Origin of the sequence: Ancylobacter sp., from assembly GCF_965229075.1 — a bacterium.
Taxonomy (GTDB): domain Bacteria; phylum Pseudomonadota; class Alphaproteobacteria; order Rhizobiales; family Xanthobacteraceae; genus Ancylobacter.
Window position 1 is genome coordinate 695,288 of sequence record NZ_CBDDIO010000001.1, and the last position, 16,998, is coordinate 712,285.

Genomic DNA, 16,998 nt, shown 5'->3' on the forward strand with positions numbered 1-16,998 from the left:
GCCCTTTCGGGCGGCGCCGCAATCGGAACGTTTGTTGAGTTCGGACACATAATGGCGCCGCCGCTGAAAATTGGCATCGCCGGCCTCGGTACGGTCGGCGCGGGTGTGGTGCGCATGCTGGCCCGCCGCGCGGAAGCGATTGCCGCGCGGGTGGGACGGCCGGTCGAAGTGGTGGCTGTCAGCGCCCGCGACCGTTCGCGCAACCGGGACTGCGACCTTACCGGCCTGCGCTGGTACGACGACGCGGTCGAACTGGCGCGCGACCCCGAGATCGACGTGTTCGTCGAACTGATTGGCGGGCCGGACGGCATCGCCAAGACGGCGGTCGAGACGGCGATCGCCGCCGGCCACTCCATCGTCACCGCCAATAAGGCGCTGCTCGCCCATCACGGCGTGGAACTGGCCCGCGCGGCGGAAGCGGCGGGCGTCGCCATTCATTTCGAGGCGGCGGTCGCCGGCGGCATTCCCGTCATCAAGACCCTGCGCGAGGCGCTGCTCGGCAACGAGATCGCCCGCGTCTCCGGCATTCTCAACGGCACCTGCAACTACATCCTCACCCGGATGCAGGAAGAGGGGCTGTCCTTCGACACCTGCCTCGATCAGGCGCAGCAGCTCGGCTATGCCGAGGCCGACCCGACCTTCGATGTCGACGGCTTCGACACCGCCCACAAGCTCGCTTTGCTCGCCTCGCTGGCCTTCGGCGTGAAGCCGGACCCGGAGGCGATCCATATCGAGGGCATCCGCTCGATCACGCTGGCCGATATCGAGGCGGCGGACGAGCTCGGCTATCGCATCAAGCTGCTCGGCGTCGCCGCCCGCATCGGTGCCCAGGTGGAACTGCGCGTGCACCCGACCATGGTGCCGAAGCATTGGCCGATCGCGCAGGTCTCGGGCGTCACCAATGCCGTGGCGATCGACGGCGATGCGGTGGCGCTCACTCTCGTCGGGCCGGGCGCCGGTGGCGACGCCACCGCCTCGGCGGTGGTGGCCGATCTCTGCGACGCCGCCGCCGGCAAGGCCGGCGCGCCCTTCGGCTGGACGGCCGAGAGCCTGCAGCCGGCGGAAAAGGCTGCTATCCGGCGTCATGAAGGTGGCTATTACATTCGCCTCGCCGCGGTTGACCGGCCGGGAACGGCCGCCGCCATTGCCCGCCATATGGCCGAGCAGAACATCTCGCTCGAGTCCATAATGCAGCACCGTCGCGGCCGTCCCCATGGGGGCGACCGGGCGGAGAGCGCGGAGGATCCGGCACCGGTTGTGCTGATCACCTACGCCACCAATGAGGACGCGGTGCGCCGCGCGATTTCCGCCATCGAAATCGATGGCGTCATCGCCTCGCCGCCGCAGGTGATACGGATCGAGAAGGACTGAGGGGGCACGGACGATGTCGGGGATCACGGTCAAAGAAGACCAGGTGCTGGAGCGCATTCTGACGCTCGAACTGGTGCGGGTCACCGAGCGGGCGGCGGTGGCGTCGGCCAGCCTTCGCGGCCGGGGCGACGAAAAGGCGGCGGACAAGGCGGCGGTGGACGCCATGCGCCGCGAATTGAACCGCCTGCCCATCGCCGGCCGTATCGTGATCGGCGAAGGTGAGCGCGACGAGGCGCCGATGCTGTTCATCGGCGAGGAAGTCGGCACCGGCAAGGGGCCGGCGGTGGATATCGCCGTCGACCCGCTGGAAGGCACCACGCTCTGCGCCAAGAACATGCCCGGCTCCATCGCTGTGATGGCGATGGCCGAGGGTGGCACCATGCTCTACGCGCCCGACGTCTACATGGACAAGATCGCCATCGGCCCCGGCTACCCCAAGGGCACGATCGACATCGACGCCAGCCCCGAGGACAACATTCAGTCGCTGGCGAAGGCCAAGGGCGTGAAGCCCTCGGAGATCAGCGCGCTGATCCTCGACCGTCCGCGCCATGCCGCGATCATCGAGGCGGTGCGCCGCACCGGCGCCGCCGTGCAACTGATCACCGATGGTGACGTGGCCGGCGTGATCCACACCACCAACCCGGACGAGACCGGCGTCGACATCTATCTCGGCACCGGCGGTGCGCCCGAGGGCGTGCTGGCGGCGGCGGCGCTGCGCTGCATCGGCGGCGAGATGTACACGCGCCTCATCCTCGACAGCGAGGCCAAGCGCGAGCGCGCCAAGAAGATGGGCGTCACCGACCCCAAGAAGATCTACACCATCACCGACATGGTGCGCGGCGACTGCCTGATCGCGGCCACGGGCGTGACCACCGGCAATCTGCTCAAGGGCGTGAAGTATGAGAAGGGCGTGGTGAAGACCCACACCGTCGTCATGCGCTCCGCCACCGGGACGGTGCGCTGGATCGAGGCCGAGCATCGCGACCTCTCCAAGTTCCATCTCGGCTGAGCTTTTGCGACGCGGATGACACGCGGACGGGGCGCTCAGGCGCCCCGTTTTCATTTCGCCCGGGGCGCGCGAGCCGGCACCCCCACGGCATCAACTGGGCGCTTTGGCGTCGGCTCGGTGTGCTGTATACCAGAGCGGTGCCGAGGCGCGCCCGTCAGGGGCGCCCCGCACCCGAACGCCAAGCCAATTGCCAAGGGAACGACCCATCATGACCGCTCCTCATTCGCTGCTTCCGCCCCTGCTGTCCCAGATCGACGCGCTGATCGCCGCCGAGAAGTACCAGGAGGTCGCCGAGGCCTATACGGCTTTCGTGAAGGAGCACCCGACCACCAACTATCTCGCTTCCGAGCCGATCCCGTTCAAGCTGAACGTGGCGTTCTCGAAGAAGTACGGCTCCTCGGCCACCAACACCTTCACCCTGCGCAACACCACCTGGGCGTCTGATGTGAAGGCCGCGCTGAAGGCCAGCCCGGCCGAGTTCGCCGCCAAGGTCGCGACCTATGAGGGCGAAGTCGCCGAGATCGCCAAGACCGCGAAGAAGGTGGCGTGAGCCACGAGAGCACGCGCCGACCCGCTCGCGTCGCGAGCTGATCGGATCGCACTCTAAGGCTGCGCATATACTGCGGAAAGGCCGGCATCTTGCCGGCCTTTTCTTTGGGCCGCTTCCGTCTTCGCGCGGGCCGGCCTTCCGTGCCACCTGCCCGTCGTCCCGGCCGAAGTGCAGCGGAGAGCCGGTATCGCCCGGGACCGGCTTGCGATCCTGCGTCAGCCTTCGGCTGTCCGGCATGACGCGGTAGCGGGGCCGCTCATCCCGCCTTTGCCACGTCCTTCAGGAAATAGTCGACGCCGAGCTGCACCATGTCCGGCTGCGAGGCGTGCGGGCCGGGGTGCTCGATATAGGTCAGCTCATAGCCCGCCGGGCGCAGCTTGGCGGCGTGTGAGCGGCCGGCGGTCGCGATCGGCGTCTGGGTGTCGTTCTGGCCGTGGGCGATGAACACCTTGGGCGCGCCTTCCTGCGCCAGCACGGTCATGAAGCCGGCGGAGAAGGCGAGGATATGGGTGACGATCCGCCCATTGCTCAGCCCGGTGGAGAGCGAATAGCTGCCGCCGTCGGAATGGCCGGCAAAGGCGAAATGGGTGGGGTCGAGCGCAAAGCGCGCCGCCACCTCGGCCAGCGCCGTATCGAGCCGCTCCAGGTCCGGCCCGTTGCCGGCGATCACGATGTCCCAGGTCGGCAACAGCGATTGCGGCACAAGCAGCAGGAAGCCGCGCGTCTCGGCGTGCCGGCGCAGCATCGGCAGGATCTTCTCGGCGCTGCCGCCGCCGCCATGAAAAAGCGTCACCAGCGGCGTCGGGCGGGCGGGGTCGATGCCCTCCGGCACGATCAGCACCGCGTCGCGAGTCTCGAACAGGCCGAGATCGTGCCGGCCGGGCGGCAGCGCGGGCTTCAACGGCGCAGCATGGGTGAAGGCGAGGCGACCGAGCAGGGACAGGTTCAGCATGGCGCGCACCATAATGGGCCGGCGCGCCGGCGCAAGCCGTGGCCGGCGCGCCTCATGAAAGCGGCGCAGGGCAGGCATGGCCGGCCGGGGCTTTGCAGCGTCGCGGCCGTGGCCTATCAGCGGACGGGCCGGCGACTCGCTGGCGCATGCTGCCCGTTTCCGGGTCGTCTCTCCGTTTTCTGTCGTCCCGGTCCCATGCCGTTCAAGCACAAGCTGCTCGCGCTCACCGTCATTTGCGTGTGGGCCCTCAACATGATCGTCATCAAACAGGGCATCGCGGAGATTCCGCCGATGCTGATGAGCGCGCTGCGCTTCACGCTGGTGGCGGCGCTGCTGTGCCCGGTGCTGCGTCTGCGCCGTGACCAGGTGCCGGGCGTGCTGCTGGTCTCCTTCACCTTCGGCACCGTGCATTTCGGCCTGCTCTTCGCCGCGCTGGCCGATTCGGAGGCCGGCACCAGCGCCGTGATCATCCAGCTCGGCGCGCCGATCGCGACGGTGCTTGCCTGTCTGGTGCTGAAAGAGCCGCTCGGCCGGGTGCGCCTCGCCGGGCTGGCGGTGTCGGTGGCGGGCATCTTCGTGCTCGCGCTGGGCCCCACGCTGCCGCCGCCGCTGGCGCTGTTTCTGCTCGTGGTGAGCGCCACCGGCTGGGCGGTGACCAATCTCATCATCAAGCAGCTCAAGGACATCAAGCCGATGACCATCATGGGCTGGTCGTCGCTGTTCGCGATCCCGCAGATCCTGCTGATGTCGTGGTTCTTCGAGGGCGATCGCTGGGGCATGGTGGCGAGCGCGGGCTGGCATGGCTGGTTCTGCGTCGCCTACAGCGCCATCGCGTCGTCGATCCTCGCCTATGGCATCTGGTACTGGCTGCTGCAGCGCCATTCCATCAACGCCGTTGTGCCCTATTCGATGCTGAACCCGCTGCTCACCGTCGCCTTCGGCATCCTGCTGATCGGCGACGATCCTTCGCCGCTGAAGGTGATCGGCGGTCTCGTCATGGTGGCGGGCGTGGCGCTCATCCTGCGCCGGCCGCGCAACCTGCCGGACCCGACCTTGCCCGACACGGCGTGAGCGAGCGAAGGCCGGAGCGTCGCCGCCCCGGCCCGTCTTTCGGCGTTCGGCTTACTTCGCCTTCAGGAACTCGCCCACTTCAAGCAGGATCAGCTCATTGTCGTCCGCCTTTGCGGGATCGCGCGAGGAGGAGAAGGGCAGGTTGTTGTCGTTGCCGACCACGATGTGGGTGGCGTCGACCACGTCGACATTCTCGATGGTGAAGAAGGGGAAGGTCAGCACGCCGTCATTGAGCGGCTTGCGCGCCTTCTTGTTCGGGTCGGCGATCTTCATCAGGTCGATATGGCCGATCTTGCGCACGCTCTGGCCGGCATCGGCGTCGGTCAGCTCGATCTTGTAGATGCGCTTGAACGTGGCGAGGTCGTGGAAGCAGTCCGGCCCCTTGGTCCCGGCGGCGCAGGCCTTGTCGGCCGTGCCCTCGCCATTGTCGCGCTCGATGATCAGGCCGGTGGTGCCGTCGATCATGTTGAAGTCGCCGATGGCATTGCCGTTCTGTTCCAGAACGTACTGCCACATGCGGCCCGTCCACTTCTGGTTCGCCACGTCGAATTCGAGGATGGGCAGGAATTCCTTGCCGTCCGCGGTCTTCTGCCAGTCCTTCTTGTCGGCGTCCCACAGCGGGCCTTCGAGCAGGGCGTAGAGATATTTGCCGTCCTTGGAGGCCGCCATGCCCTCATAGCCCTTGGAGCGGCGGGCGTTGAACGCGGCGGGCGCGTTCGGGGCGGCGGGGGAGGCGACGGCGTAGTGATCGGGCGAGCGCACCGGCGTCTCGCCGGCCACGGTCTCAAACACCGCCTGCACCCGGCCGGACTTGTCGGCCTTGATGAGATAAGGGCCGAATTCCTCGCCGATCCACAGGTCGTCGCCGATGATCTGGAAGCTCTCGAGGTCGAAATCGGCGCCGGTGAGATAGCGCTTTTCCGTCCCCTCATGGACGATGCGGAACGGCACCTTCTTGTCGGGATCGGTGAGGAACACGGTCTCGATCGGCTGGAACGTGCCCGTGGCCCAGTCCACCGTGTAGTGGCGCAGGAACAGCGCGGCGTCCGGGCTGTTGGCCTTGGAACCGAAGCCGTTGTCGGTGATGATCCAGAAGCTGCCGTCCGGCATCACCTTGATGCCGGAATGGCCCTGCACCGGCTGGCCCTTGAAGGGCAGCTTCACGCCGGTGGGGCGGCCGGCGGACTTGCCTTCCACCGTGCCGACCGCATCGACGCGCGTGCCGGTCGTGAACTTGCCGGAGACCTTAAGGTCTTCCGGCGCGTCGTCCGGCATGGCGATGAAGGTTTCCGCCGGGAGCACGGCATGGCCGGCGAGGGTGGCGGGAAAGGTCTGGTCGGCGCGGGCGCCGGTGGCGAGCAGCGCGAGCGCGGCGCCGGCGAGCAGGGACAGGCGGAGGCGGCGGTTCATGGGGGCTCCTTGTCAGCAGCATGCGGCGCGAGGCCGGAGAACGCCTTCTGCCCGCCGCCCATGTCCCTCGCGTTACGGCAGCGTGACGGCGCGATGACGCCCCCGCGCCCGTCTTTGCGTGCGAAGCTCTCGACGCGGGCGCGTTGTTCGGGCTTATCCTGCGCGCCATGAGTCTCGTCCTTCCCACCGCCGCCCCGCCGCCGCGTCCCTTTCTCGGCGTGAACCGTTCGGCTTCCGGCCGCTTCTGGCGCGAGCGGCTGGACGTGCGCGGTGCCCAGACCACGCTCGCCATCGTCCAGCGCCACGGCGTGCCGGAAATCCTCGCCCGCGTTTTGGCCGGGCGTGGCGTCGCCATCGACGAGGTCGAGGCTTGGCTCGACCCGACGGTGAAGCGCCTGCTGCCCGATCCCGACACGCTGACCGACATGCCGGCCTGCGTCGCCCGCCTCGCCGATGCGGTGATTCGCGGGGAGAAGGTGGCGGTGTTCGGCGATTACGATGTCGACGGCGCCACCGCCACCGCCTTGCTGGTGGAAGTGCTGCGTGCCGGCGGGCTCGATCCGGCCTTCCATATTCCCGACCGCATCTTCGAGGGATACGGGCCGAACATCCCCGCTATCGAGGCGCTGGCCGAGCGTGGCGCCACGCTGCTGGTGACGGTCGATTGCGGCACGATGAGCTTCGAGCCCTTCGCCCGCGCCCGCGCCATCGGGCTGGACGTGTTGGTCATCGACCATCATCAGGCCGGCGAAGCGCTCCCCGAGGTGGCGGCGCTGGTGAACCCCAACCGCGCCGACGATCTCTCCGGCCTCGGCCATCTCTGTGCCGTCGGACTGGTCTTCGTCGTCGCCGTCGGGTTGCTGCGCGAACTGCGCAACCGCGGCTGGTGGACCAAGGAGCGCCCAGCGCCGGACCTGCTCGCCAGCCTCGATCTCGTCGCGCTGGGCACGGTGGCGGATGTGGTGCCGCTGCTGGGTCTCAACCGCGCCTATGTCACCAAGGGGCTGATCCAGCTGCGCAAGCGCGAGCGGCCGGGGCTCACCGCTCTGATGGACGCCGCACGCCTCTCCGGCCCGCCCAAGGCGTGGCATCTTGGCTTTCTGCTCGGCCCGCGCATCAATGCCGGCGGGCGCATCGGCAATGCGACGCTCGGAACCAAGCTGCTGCTGACCCGCGATCCCATCGAGGCGCAGGCGATTGCTGCCGAGCTCGACCGCCTCAATACCGAGCGCCAGCAGGTGGAGCGCGCCATCGTCGCCGAAGCCGAGGCGGAAGCCGATGCCGCGCTCGGCCATGCCGGGGCGGGGGCGGTGGTGCTCTCCAGCGGGCAGGGCTGGCACCCCGGCGTTGTCGGGCTGGTGGCGGCGCGGCTGAAGGAGAAATTCGGCCGCCCCGCCTTCGCTATCGCCTTCACCGGCGAGACCGGCGCCGGCTCGGCCCGGTCTATCCCCGGCGTCGATGTCGGGCGGGCGGTGCGCGGGGCGGTGGAGGCCGGCATATTGGTGAAGGGCGGCGGCCATGCCATGGCGGCGGGCCTCACCGTGGCACGCGAGCGGCTGGGCGAATTGCGCGCCTATCTCGAACAGGCACTGGCGGCGACGGTGGAAGAGGCGCGGGCAGTGGATGAACTGCTGATCGACGGTGCGCTGTCCGCCGCCGGGGCGACGGCCGAGCTGGTGGAACTGGTCGAGCGCGCCGGGCCATTCGGCGCCGGCAACCCGCAGCCCATCTTCGCCTTCCCCGCCCATCGCGTCGTCTATGCCGAACCCGGCAGCGCCGGGCAGATGCGGGTGCGGCTGCGCGGCAGCGATGGCGCTGTCATCTCCGCCGTCGCCTTCCGTGCCGTCGACACCCCCCTCGGCGCGACGCTGCGGGAGGCGAGGGGGCAACTGCTCCATGTCGCCGGCACGCTGGACCTCGATTCCTGGCAGGGCCGCACGCAGGTGAGCCTGCGCATCACAGATGCCTGCGCGCCGGAAATCGGGTGAAGGATCATGAGGTTGGCGAGCCTTTCGGAATCAGATCGCGAGTGGGACGGCCGAACGCCTCCCGCGCTGAATCGGACTGTCAGCCGGTGACCGCAGAACCTTGCCGCGACTCGGCAATTCCCCATGTCGCCATCATCGGTGCCGGCCCTGCCGCGCTGATCGCCGCTGAGGGGCTGGCACAGGCCGGCTGTCGCGTTTCCCTGTTCGAGCGCATGGCCTCGCCGGCGCGCAAATTCCTCATCGCCGGGCGCGGCGGGCTGAACCTCACCCATTCGGAAGCCCGCGCGCCCTTCCTCGCCCGCTATGCCGACGCCGCCGACTGGCTGGCGCCGATGCTCGACGCATTTCCCCCCGGCCGACTGCGGGACTGGGCAGAGGGGCTAGGGGAGGCGACCTTTGTCGGCTCCTCCGGCCGCGTCTTCCCGCGCAGTTTCAAGGCCTCTCCCCTGCTGCGCGCGTGGCTGGCGCGGCTCGACGGGCTCGGCGTTGTGCTGAACCGAAGCCATCTGTGGCGCGGTTGGAGCGAAGCCGGGGGGCTGCGCTTCGCCACGCCGACGGGCGAAGTTGAGGTGGCGGCCGACGCCGTGCTGCTCGCGCTCGGCGGCGCCAGCTGGCCACGCCTCGGCAGCGATGGCGGCTGGGTGGAGATTCTGCGCGGGCAGGGCGTGGAGATCGCCCCACTCCGCCCGGCCAATAGCGGCGCCCGCATCGGCTGGTCGGAACCGTTCCGGGCCCGCTTTGCCGGAGTGCCGCTCAAGCGCATCGCGCTGTCCCTCGGCGCGCGCCGGGTGCGGGGCGAGGCGATGATCGACGGCGCGGGACTTGAGGGCGGCGCGGTCTATGCGCTCTCCGCCGTTCTGCGCGAGGCGATTGCGGTCAAGGGCCGCGCCACGCTCCTTGTCGATCTGCGGCCGGATTTGAGCGAGGTCACGCTGGCCGCCCGCCTGGCCGCCACCCGCAAGGGCGAGACCATGGCCAATCGCCTGCGCAAGGCGTCCGGCCTTTCGCCCGCCGCCGCCGGCCTGCTGCGCGAGGCGGGGCCGCTGCCGGCGGAACCGACCGTGCTGGCCGCGCGGATCAAGGCGGTGCCACTCAACGTCACCGCCATGGCCGGGCTGGAGCGTGCCATTTCCACCGCCGGCGGCGTCACGCGCGCCATGGTCGACGACCGGCTGATGCTGCGCGCGCGCCCGGGCGTGTTCATCGCCGGCGAAATGCTGGATTGGGAGGCGCCGACGGGCGGCTACCTGCTGCAGGCGTCGTTCGCCACCGGCCATGCGGCGGCGTGCGGCGTGCTTGCGCGGCTCGGAATGCCGCTACCTGCGCCCTGGGCGGGGAAATGGGGGGCGGGGGAGACGGTGGCGCCGGCCGCGGAGGAGACGCGGGACGACGGCTGAGGGAGCGCGTGCCGTCGTCCCGCGTGGTTCACGAGACCTGCCGGGAAGTGGCCTCGCGAAATCGTCACCGGCAAGATCAGCGGCGCTTGATGTATTCGCGCCTCGTCTGCGGTGTTGTGAGTGTGGATACTCTCGTTTCTGCGCACTCACAACACATATCTTCCGGTATTGTTACATTTCTAAACTAGAGTGGGCATCTTTTACTTGTAACGCACGCCATGCCGCCCGCGCCGCTTGCGCGGCCTGGCAAGCGGGCTTACCTGCTGTCAGGCGGGCCTCCGGGGGGATGCAACACGGCCGCAGGGAGTGACGATGGCACGTCTTTTTTTTCGCCGTGGCGCCAGCGCGGAAGCCGCGCCCGACGCCGCCCGGGAACTCGCCGCCAAGGCGCGGCAGATTCTCGGCGTGGATGAGGACACCACCATTTCCATCAGCGAGATCGCCTGTGGCGACCCCGCCTGCGGTGGCGCGGAGACGGTGGTGCTGGTGATGCGCCCGGGCCGCCGCACCGAAGCCGCCAAGCTGATGAAGCCGCTTGCGACCGTCACCGACGACGAACTTGCCGAAGCCTTGCACCCGCTTCGTGACGTTGCGTCATCCGTGGCGGGTTAAATGCAAGTATTCTTCCGCGCGCCTGCGTCGCGCAACCAGATTTGGATTGTTGTTTCAAAGTGAAACAATTCCAATCTGCGGCCGAACACTTGCGGGCGATTTCGGCGGTGGCGTAGGAGTCTCCGGCTGAGGCGCCCCTGGGGCGCGGGAGGAGACCAACGATGCGAGTCAGATCACTGTTCGCCACGCCGCTCGCCGCGGCCATCGCGCTGGGAGCGGCCTTCGCCGTCGGTCCCGCCGCTGCCGACACCCCGGCGCCGAAGGTGCGCGACATCGTCGCCACCTATGCCGACATCGCCGAGGCGATGTACACGGACAGCCTGACCACCGCCAAGGCCCTGCAGAGCGCGGTGAACACCCTCATCGCCGCCCCGACCGAGGCCAATCTCGACGCCGCCAAGGCCGCCTGGAAAGCCGCCCGCGTGCCCTACCAGCAGACCGAAGGCTTTCGCTTCGGCAATCCCATCGTCGATGAATGGGAAGGCCGCGTGAACGCCTGGCCGCTGGACGAAGGCCTGATCGACTATGTCGACAAGAGCTATGGCGACACCTCCGACGAGAACCCGCTCTACACCGCCAATGTGATCGCCAACACCAAGATCCGCGTCGGCAAGAAGACCATCGACGCCACCACTATCACGCCGAAACTGCTGGACAGCTTGCAGGAGGCGGGCGGCGTCGAATCCAACGTCGCCATCGGCTATCACGCCATCGAGTTCCTGCTCTGGGGCCAGGACCTCAACGGCACCGGCCCCGGTGCTGGCAAGCGCCCGGCGACCGATTACGACACCAAAAACTGCAGCAACGGCCATTGCGAGCGCCGCGCCGCCTATCTCAAGGCCGCCACCGACCTCCTGGTGAGCGACCTTGAGGATATGGCGAAGTGGTGGGGCAAGAAGGGCAAGGCCCGCGCCGCCGTGGTGAAGCAGAAGGACAAGACCGCGCTCGCCACCATCCTCACCGGCCTCGGCTCGCTGTCCTATGGCGAACTCGCGGGCGAGCGGATGAAGCTCGGCCTCATCCTGCACGACCCCGAGGAGGAGCATGACTGCTTCTCCGACAACACCCACAATTCGCACTATTACGACGAGGTCGGCATCGCCTCGATCTATCGGGCCAAGTACACCCGCGTCGACGGCTCCGTGGTCGAGGGCGCCTCGGTCGCCGCCTATGCGGCAGCCAAGGCGCCGAAGGCCGCCGAGGAGGCCGAGGCCAAGATCGACGCCGCGCTCGCTGCGCTCAAGGCGATCAAGGACGAGGCCGACACCGGAAAGCAGGCCTATGACCAGATGATCGGCGAGGGCAATGCCGAGGGCAACGCGCTGGTGCAGAAGGGCGTGGATTCGCTCGTCGCCCAGACCCGCGCCATCGAGGGCGTCGTCGGCGCGCTCAAGCTGAAGATCAAGGTCGAAGGCTCCGACAGCCTCGACGACCCGTCCAAGGTCGGCGAGTGAGACGGCCATGACCACCGGCGGCGCGGGTCTCTCGCGCCGCGCCTTTCTAGGCGCGGGCGTGGCGTTCGGCGGCATGGCGCTTCTTGCGCCGAGCCGCACCGGCGCCGCGCGCGCGCCTTTTGACGTTTCCGCCTTCAAGCCGACGCAGGAGGTGACGCTCACTGCCGGCGAGATGGAGCTGAAGCTGCTCGGCCCGGAAGGCCCGGCGACGCCAATCCTCGCCTATGACGGCACGCCCTTCCGCACCCTGCGCATGCCGCGCGGCGCGCGGCTGAAGGCCATTTTCGTCAATGGCATCAAAGAGGGGTCGACCCTGCATTTCCACGGCATCCGTATGCCGAACGAATTCGACGGCGTGCCCACCCTGACCCAGCCGCTGGTGCAGCCCGGAGGGCGCTTCGTGCATCTGCTGCCGCTGGACGATCCCGGCACCTTCTTCTTCCATCCGCATTGCGACGAGACCGGGCAGGCCGGCAAGGGCCTCGCCGGCGTGCTGATCGTCGAGGATTCGCGCGATCCGACTTTCGATGCCGAGCATGTGCTGTGCCTGAAGGACTGGCGGCTGAAGGAGGACGGCAGCTACCTGCCGCTCTCCGAGCCGGACGGCGCTTCCAAGGCCGGCACCTTCGGGGCCACCCGCACGGTGAATGGCGCGGCCTCGGTTGAGCTTAAGGCGCCCGCCGGCGGCCATGCGCGCCTGCGTATCCTCAACATCGATTCCACCCGCATCATGGATATCGGCGTGGAAGGCGGCGAAGCCTGGCTCATCGCGGTTGATGGCCATGCTCTGCCGCCGGTCCGGCTTGATGATCTGCCGGATGGCATCTGGCGCATGGGTCCGGCCCAGCGCATCGACCTCGACATCCGCATGCCGGCCGACGGTTCGCCGGTGACGCTGGGCGATTATCGCGCCGCCGACATCTATCACTTCGCCACCCTCACCGCCGCCGGCAAGGTCGGCAAGCCGCGCAAGGGTCCGCTCGCCCTGCCGAAGGCGGAACTGCCGAAGCCGGCGCTGAAGCAGGCGACGCGCCTGTCCTTCACCCTGCAGCAGGCGACCGACCAGGCGGTGAAGGACCTCGCTCTGCCGCCGGATGATCCGCTGGCCAAGGCGCTGATCGACAGCCTGTGCGTCGGCTCCACCACCTATTGGGGCATCCAGTCGGAATCCTGGCCCACCGGCACACGCCGCAACCTGCCACCGCCATTGGCACGGATGGAGGAGGGCGCCTCCTATGTGGTGGAGATCAAGAACGAAACGCGCTTTCCCCACCCGGTGCATCTGCACGGCCACGCCTTCGAGGTGATGTCCTCCAGCCTCGGCCGCCTGCCGCGCCATTTCGCCGATACGGTGCTGGTGCAGCCGGGCGAGGCGGTGGAGACCGCCTTCGTCGCGGCACGCGGCGACTGGGTGTTTCACTGCCACATCCTGGAGCATATGGAGACCGGGATGATGGGCTGGTTCCGGGTGGTGTGATGGACGCACGCGCGCCGGATCGCAGCGAAAGCTCACAAATGCCGCCGTGCCGTCATCCCGGCCACAGGCGAAGCATGAGAGCCGGGATCGTGTCCCGTATTCGGCTTGCGATCCCGGATCGCCCTCCGGGCGTCCGGGATGACGGATCGACCGTTTCCGGACAGGCCGCGCGCAGCGTGTCGTCCATCCGTCATCCCACGAAGACGGCGCGCAGCCGCCTCATGGGCGGCGTCGTCCTCCTCGGCGCCCTGTTGGCGGGCGCCGCCACCCCCACCATTGCCGAAGACGCCCGCCTCGACGCCGCCATCGGCAAGGCGCTGTTCGAACGACCCTGGGTGCCGGCGCCGAGTTCCACCCGCGCCAATGACGGGCTCGGCCCGCTGTTCGATGCGCGCTCCTGCTCGGCCTGTCACCCCGCCGGTGGCGGCGCTGGGGCGACGGCGCTGGACGCGGCCGGCCGCCCGCAAGGGCTGGGGCTGGTGCTTGCCCTGTTCCGCACGGATGGCGGTGGCGATCCGGTCTATGGCCACCGGCTGGAGACCATGACGCTGCCCGGCGTGCCGGCGGAGGGCACCTTCACCGTGACGGTCGAGCACGGCCGCCGGCTTCCGCATCTGGAATCGCCCGGCTATGGCCCGCTCGACGCCGCTACACACATGTCGCTGCGGGCGGCGCCGGATCTGCGTGGGCGCGGCAAGCTGGAGCTGGTGGACGATGCCGCGATCCTGGCGCTGGAAGACCAGGAGGATCGCGACGGCGACTGCGTGCGCGGCCGGGCCCGGCGGTTCGAAACCCCGGAGGGCGGCTCGTCCATCGGCCGTTTCGGCTGGAAGGCCAGCCACCCGACACTGGCCGGGCAGGCGTCGGAAGCCTTTTCGCTCGATCTCGGCCTGTCGACCCCGCTGCGCCCCGAGCCGTGGGGGGACTGCACCGAGGTGCAGACCGCCTGCCGCAACGCCCCGCATGGACGCGAGGGCGAAGGCGAGCCGGAAATTTCCCAGGCCATTGTCGGCCGTCTCGTCACCTATCTCAGGGCGCTGAAGGTGCCGGGACATGAGCCGGATGCGGGCGGCGCACGGTTGTTCGCCGCCACCGGTTGCGCCGCCTGTCATCGCCCGTCGCTGCCGACCCGTGACGGCGGCGCGGTGGCGCTCTTTACCGATGTGCTGCTGCACGACATGGGCGAGGGGTTATCCGACCCCGCCGGCGTTCCGGGCGCGGCGGCCGGCGAATGGCGCACCGCCCCGCTCGCCGGCGTTTCCGCCATGCTCCGGCGTGGCGTCGGGCTGCTGCATGACGGCCGCGCCGCTGATGTCGCCGAGGCGGTGCGCTGGCATGGCGGCGAGGCGTCCGGCGCCCGCGCGCGTTTCGACGCGCTGGGGCCGGCCGAACGCGCCCGGCTGATCGACTATGTCTCTTCTCTCTAAAGCGAGACCCTGCCCATGAGCCGTTCCCCCTTCGCCGTCGCCCTGGCACTGGCGAGCCAGATCGCGCAGGCGGCGCAGGGCATGCCGGCGGTCGCCGCGGCCGGCACCCTGCTCACCACCCTGTTCATCGGTCGCGCTCATGCCGCGCCGGTTTCCGCCCCTGATGTGGTGGAGAGCTGGCTGCTGCCACGCTACGATGCGCTGCTCGTTGCCGCCAAGGCGCAGCAGGCGGCATGGGACGGCTTCTGCGCCGCGCCTTCGGCGGCGGGTGTGGCCGAACTGAAAGCGCGTTTCGTCGCCGCTTCCGAGGCCTGGTCGGCGGTGGAGTTCGTCACCTTCGGCCCAATCATCCTGTCGCTGCGGCCGGACCGCTTCAACCTGTTCCCGGAGCGGCGCAACGCCGTCGGGCGCTCCATCGCCGAACTGATCGCCGATCCCACGGATGAGCGGTTGCAGCCGCAGCGCTTTTTCCGCCTCAGCGCCGCCGCGCAGGGGCTGCCGGCGCTGGAGCGCATCCTTTACGACCAGGGGGCGGAGGCGGCGCTGGTGGCGGGGCCGGAAGCGGCGCGGCGCTGCGCGCTCGGCCGCGCCGTCGCGCTCAACCTCGCCACCATCGCCGGTGAACTCCGCGCCGGGTGGGGCAGTCGCAGCGAGGGGCTGCTGGCGCAGCTCGTCGCCGGCAAGGCCGATCCGGTGTATTTCCCCGATCCCAAGGCGCTGCTCAGCCAGATCGTCACCGACCTCGCCGGGGCCTATCAGCGCGTGGTCGATCAGCGGCTGCTGGTGGTGCTCGGCAAGAGCGCCGACGAGGCCAAGCCGCTGCTCTCCGACCGTCGGCGCAGCGGGCTTTCCAAGGAAACCATCGTCGCCATCGTGACCAGTGCCAGCGCGCTCGGCGAAGCGCTCAGCGCCGGCCTCGATGCCAAGGACCGCGCCAGCTTCCAGGCGACGCTGCAGGCGGCGCAGGCGACCGCGCAGGGCCTGCCGGAGGGTATCGGCGCGGCGGCGACCACGCCCGAAGGCCGCAAGGCGCTGCAGGCGGCGGTGACAGTGTTCAAGGCGGCGCAGGCGGGTGTCGCCCGGCCGCTGGCCGCGGGCCTCGGCGTGCCGCTCGGCTTCAACGCCCTCGACGGCGATTGAGGGAGGGGCGGATGGGCCTCATCGATCTTACGCGACGCTCGATGGTCGGGGCGCTGGGGGCGCTGGCGGCCGGCCCGCGCGTGCTGTTCGCCAGCGGTGCCGCGCATGCGCGCGATCATCTCCTGGAGGCGGAATGGCTCGCCACCGCCGGCGTTGACGGCGGCTTCGCGCCCGTCGTCGTCGCCCCGGACTTCGCCGCCACGCCGGTCGGTTCCGGCGCGCAGCGCCTGCACTGGGTGGAGCCGAGCCCGGACGGGCGCACCGCCATCGCCGTGGCGCGCCGGCCCGGCACGACGGCCGTGCTGTTCGATCGCCGTGCGGGCGCGGTGCTGGCGACGTTCGAGCCGGGCGAGGGCCGGGTGTTCTCCGGCCATGGCCGCTTCATCGACGGCGGGCGGCGCTTCCTCGCGGTGGAGATCGCGCGAGCGGACGGGCAGGGCGTCGTCACCCGCCGCGTGGTGGAGGCGGGCTTCGCAGTGGAGGCGGAATGGGCCTCCGCGGGCATCGGCCCGCACGACATGCTGCCGGCCGGGGGTGCGCTCGTCGTCGCCAATGGTGGTATCGAGCCGCACACGCCGGAAGCGCTCGGCGCCGAGATTGCGGGCGCCAGCATCGCCCTGCTCGATCCCTCAAGCGGCGCGGTGCGCTCGGTGGCGGAATTGAGCGAGGACCTCGCCTCGCTGTCGCTGCGTCATCTCACCTCGGGCACGGACGGCTTCACCGTGGTGGCGGCGCAGGACCTGCTGGCCGACGGCGTCGCCCGGCCGCTGCTCTACGCGGTGGAGGGAGAGGGCTTACGGGCCTTCGACGCGCCGGACGAGGCGTGGCGCGGGCTGCGGACCTATGTCGGCTCGGTGGCGCTGGATGCGTCGGGCGCCTTTGTCGCCGCCGCCAGCCCGCGCGGCAACCGGGTGGCACTGTGGCAGCGCGACGGGCGCTATATCGGGTCGCTGCCGCTGGTCGATGGCTGCGGCCTCGCTCCGACGCGGGAAGCCGGGCAGTTCCTCGCCACCAGCGGCCTCGGCGAGACAGTTCTGATCGCCACCGATGGCGAGGGTGTCGGCGTCGTCGCCCGCCGCTCCGGTGGCCCGCGCTACGACAACCACGCGGTCCTGGTGAACTGAGCGCCGGGCAGGAGGC

14 protein-coding genes are annotated in these 16,998 nt (G+C 69.6%); 12 read left to right on the forward strand and 2 right to left on the reverse strand.

The genetic code is table 11. The features are described from left to right. Positions 1 to 51: 51 nt before the first annotated feature. From ACO07Z_RS03465 to ACO07Z_RS03475, 3 genes are all read left to right on the forward strand, one after another. On the forward strand, positions 52 to 1,371 hold the full coding sequence (locus tag ACO07Z_RS03465; protein WP_421697416.1) for a homoserine dehydrogenase: 1,320 nt from the start codon (positions 52 to 54) through the stop codon (positions 1,369 to 1,371). 13 nt (positions 1,372 to 1,384) lie between these two features. Next, positions 1,385 to 2,380: a class II fructose-bisphosphatase gene (glpX, locus tag ACO07Z_RS03470; RefSeq protein ID WP_244377021.1), complete on the forward strand. Its 996-nt coding sequence runs from the start codon at positions 1,385 to 1,387 to the stop codon at positions 2,378 to 2,380. Positions 2,381 to 2,588: 208 nt separating this feature from the next. After that, a complete protein-coding gene (locus ACO07Z_RS03475; RefSeq protein WP_421697417.1) occupies positions 2,589 to 2,930 on the forward strand; it encodes a hypothetical protein in 342 nt (113 codons plus the stop codon). A 256-nt stretch (positions 2,931 to 3,186) separates the two neighbouring features. Here the strand turns inward: ACO07Z_RS03475 and ACO07Z_RS03480 are convergent, their stop codons facing one another. Next, positions 3,187 to 3,882 carry an alpha/beta hydrolase gene (locus tag ACO07Z_RS03480; RefSeq protein WP_421697418.1) on the reverse strand — a complete coding sequence of 232 codons (696 nt, stop codon included), beginning with the start codon at positions 3,880 to 3,882 and terminating at the stop codon, positions 3,187 to 3,189. Between the two features lie 195 nt (positions 3,883 to 4,077). Between ACO07Z_RS03480 and ACO07Z_RS03485 the strand changes: the two genes are divergently transcribed. Continuing rightward, the gene (locus tag ACO07Z_RS03485) at positions 4,078 to 4,953 is read left to right on the forward strand and encodes a DMT family transporter (RefSeq protein ID WP_421697419.1); all 876 of its coding nucleotides are present in this window, start codon (positions 4,078 to 4,080) and stop codon (positions 4,951 to 4,953) included. A gap of 51 nt (positions 4,954 to 5,004) precedes the next feature. On the opposite strand, the gene ACO07Z_RS03490 is transcribed toward ACO07Z_RS03485, so the two are convergent. Continuing rightward, the gene (locus ACO07Z_RS03490; RefSeq protein ID WP_421697420.1) at positions 5,005 to 6,363 is read right to left on the reverse strand and encodes an esterase-like activity of phytase family protein; all 1,359 of its coding nucleotides are present in this window, start codon (positions 6,361 to 6,363) and stop codon (positions 5,005 to 5,007) included. Between the two features lie 167 nt (positions 6,364 to 6,530). Here ACO07Z_RS03490 and recJ point away from each other — a divergent pair, with 167 nt between their 5' ends. The 8 genes from recJ (at position 6,531) to ACO07Z_RS03530 (ending at position 16,982) form a co-directional block, all read left to right on the forward strand. Further along, complete coding sequence (gene recJ, locus ACO07Z_RS03495; protein WP_421697879.1) at positions 6,531 to 8,351, forward strand: single-stranded-DNA-specific exonuclease RecJ; 1,821 nt, start codon at positions 6,531 to 6,533, stop codon at positions 8,349 to 8,351. 86 nt (positions 8,352 to 8,437) lie between these two features. Then, on the forward strand, positions 8,438 to 9,748 hold the full coding sequence (locus tag ACO07Z_RS03500) for a TIGR03862 family flavoprotein (protein ID WP_421697421.1): 1,311 nt from the start codon (positions 8,438 to 8,440) through the stop codon (positions 9,746 to 9,748). Between the two features lie 312 nt (positions 9,749 to 10,060). Beyond that, positions 10,061 to 10,360: a hypothetical protein gene (locus ACO07Z_RS03505; RefSeq protein ID WP_421697422.1), complete on the forward strand. Its 300-nt coding sequence runs from the start codon at positions 10,061 to 10,063 to the stop codon at positions 10,358 to 10,360. Positions 10,361 to 10,521: 161 nt separating this feature from the next. Then, complete coding sequence (locus ACO07Z_RS03510) at positions 10,522 to 11,814, forward strand: imelysin family protein (RefSeq protein ID WP_421697423.1); 1,293 nt, start codon at positions 10,522 to 10,524, stop codon at positions 11,812 to 11,814. 7 nt (positions 11,815 to 11,821) lie between these two features. Beyond that, positions 11,822 to 13,291: a multicopper oxidase family protein gene (locus ACO07Z_RS03515; RefSeq protein ID WP_421697424.1), complete on the forward strand. Its 1,470-nt coding sequence runs from the start codon at positions 11,822 to 11,824 to the stop codon at positions 13,289 to 13,291. A 221-nt stretch (positions 13,292 to 13,512) separates the two neighbouring features. Continuing rightward, entirely contained in the window at positions 13,513 to 14,718 is a 1,206-nt protein-coding gene (locus tag ACO07Z_RS03520) for a di-heme oxidoredictase family protein (protein ID WP_421697425.1), read from the forward strand. Positions 14,719 to 14,733: 15 nt separating this feature from the next. After that, complete coding sequence (locus ACO07Z_RS03525; RefSeq protein ID WP_421697426.1) at positions 14,734 to 15,858, forward strand: imelysin family protein; 1,125 nt, start codon at positions 14,734 to 14,736, stop codon at positions 15,856 to 15,858. 11 nt (positions 15,859 to 15,869) lie between these two features. Beyond that, complete coding sequence (locus ACO07Z_RS03530; RefSeq protein ID WP_421697427.1) at positions 15,870 to 16,982, forward strand: DUF1513 domain-containing protein; 1,113 nt, start codon at positions 15,870 to 15,872, stop codon at positions 16,980 to 16,982. Positions 16,983 to 16,998: the final 16 nt, after the last annotated feature.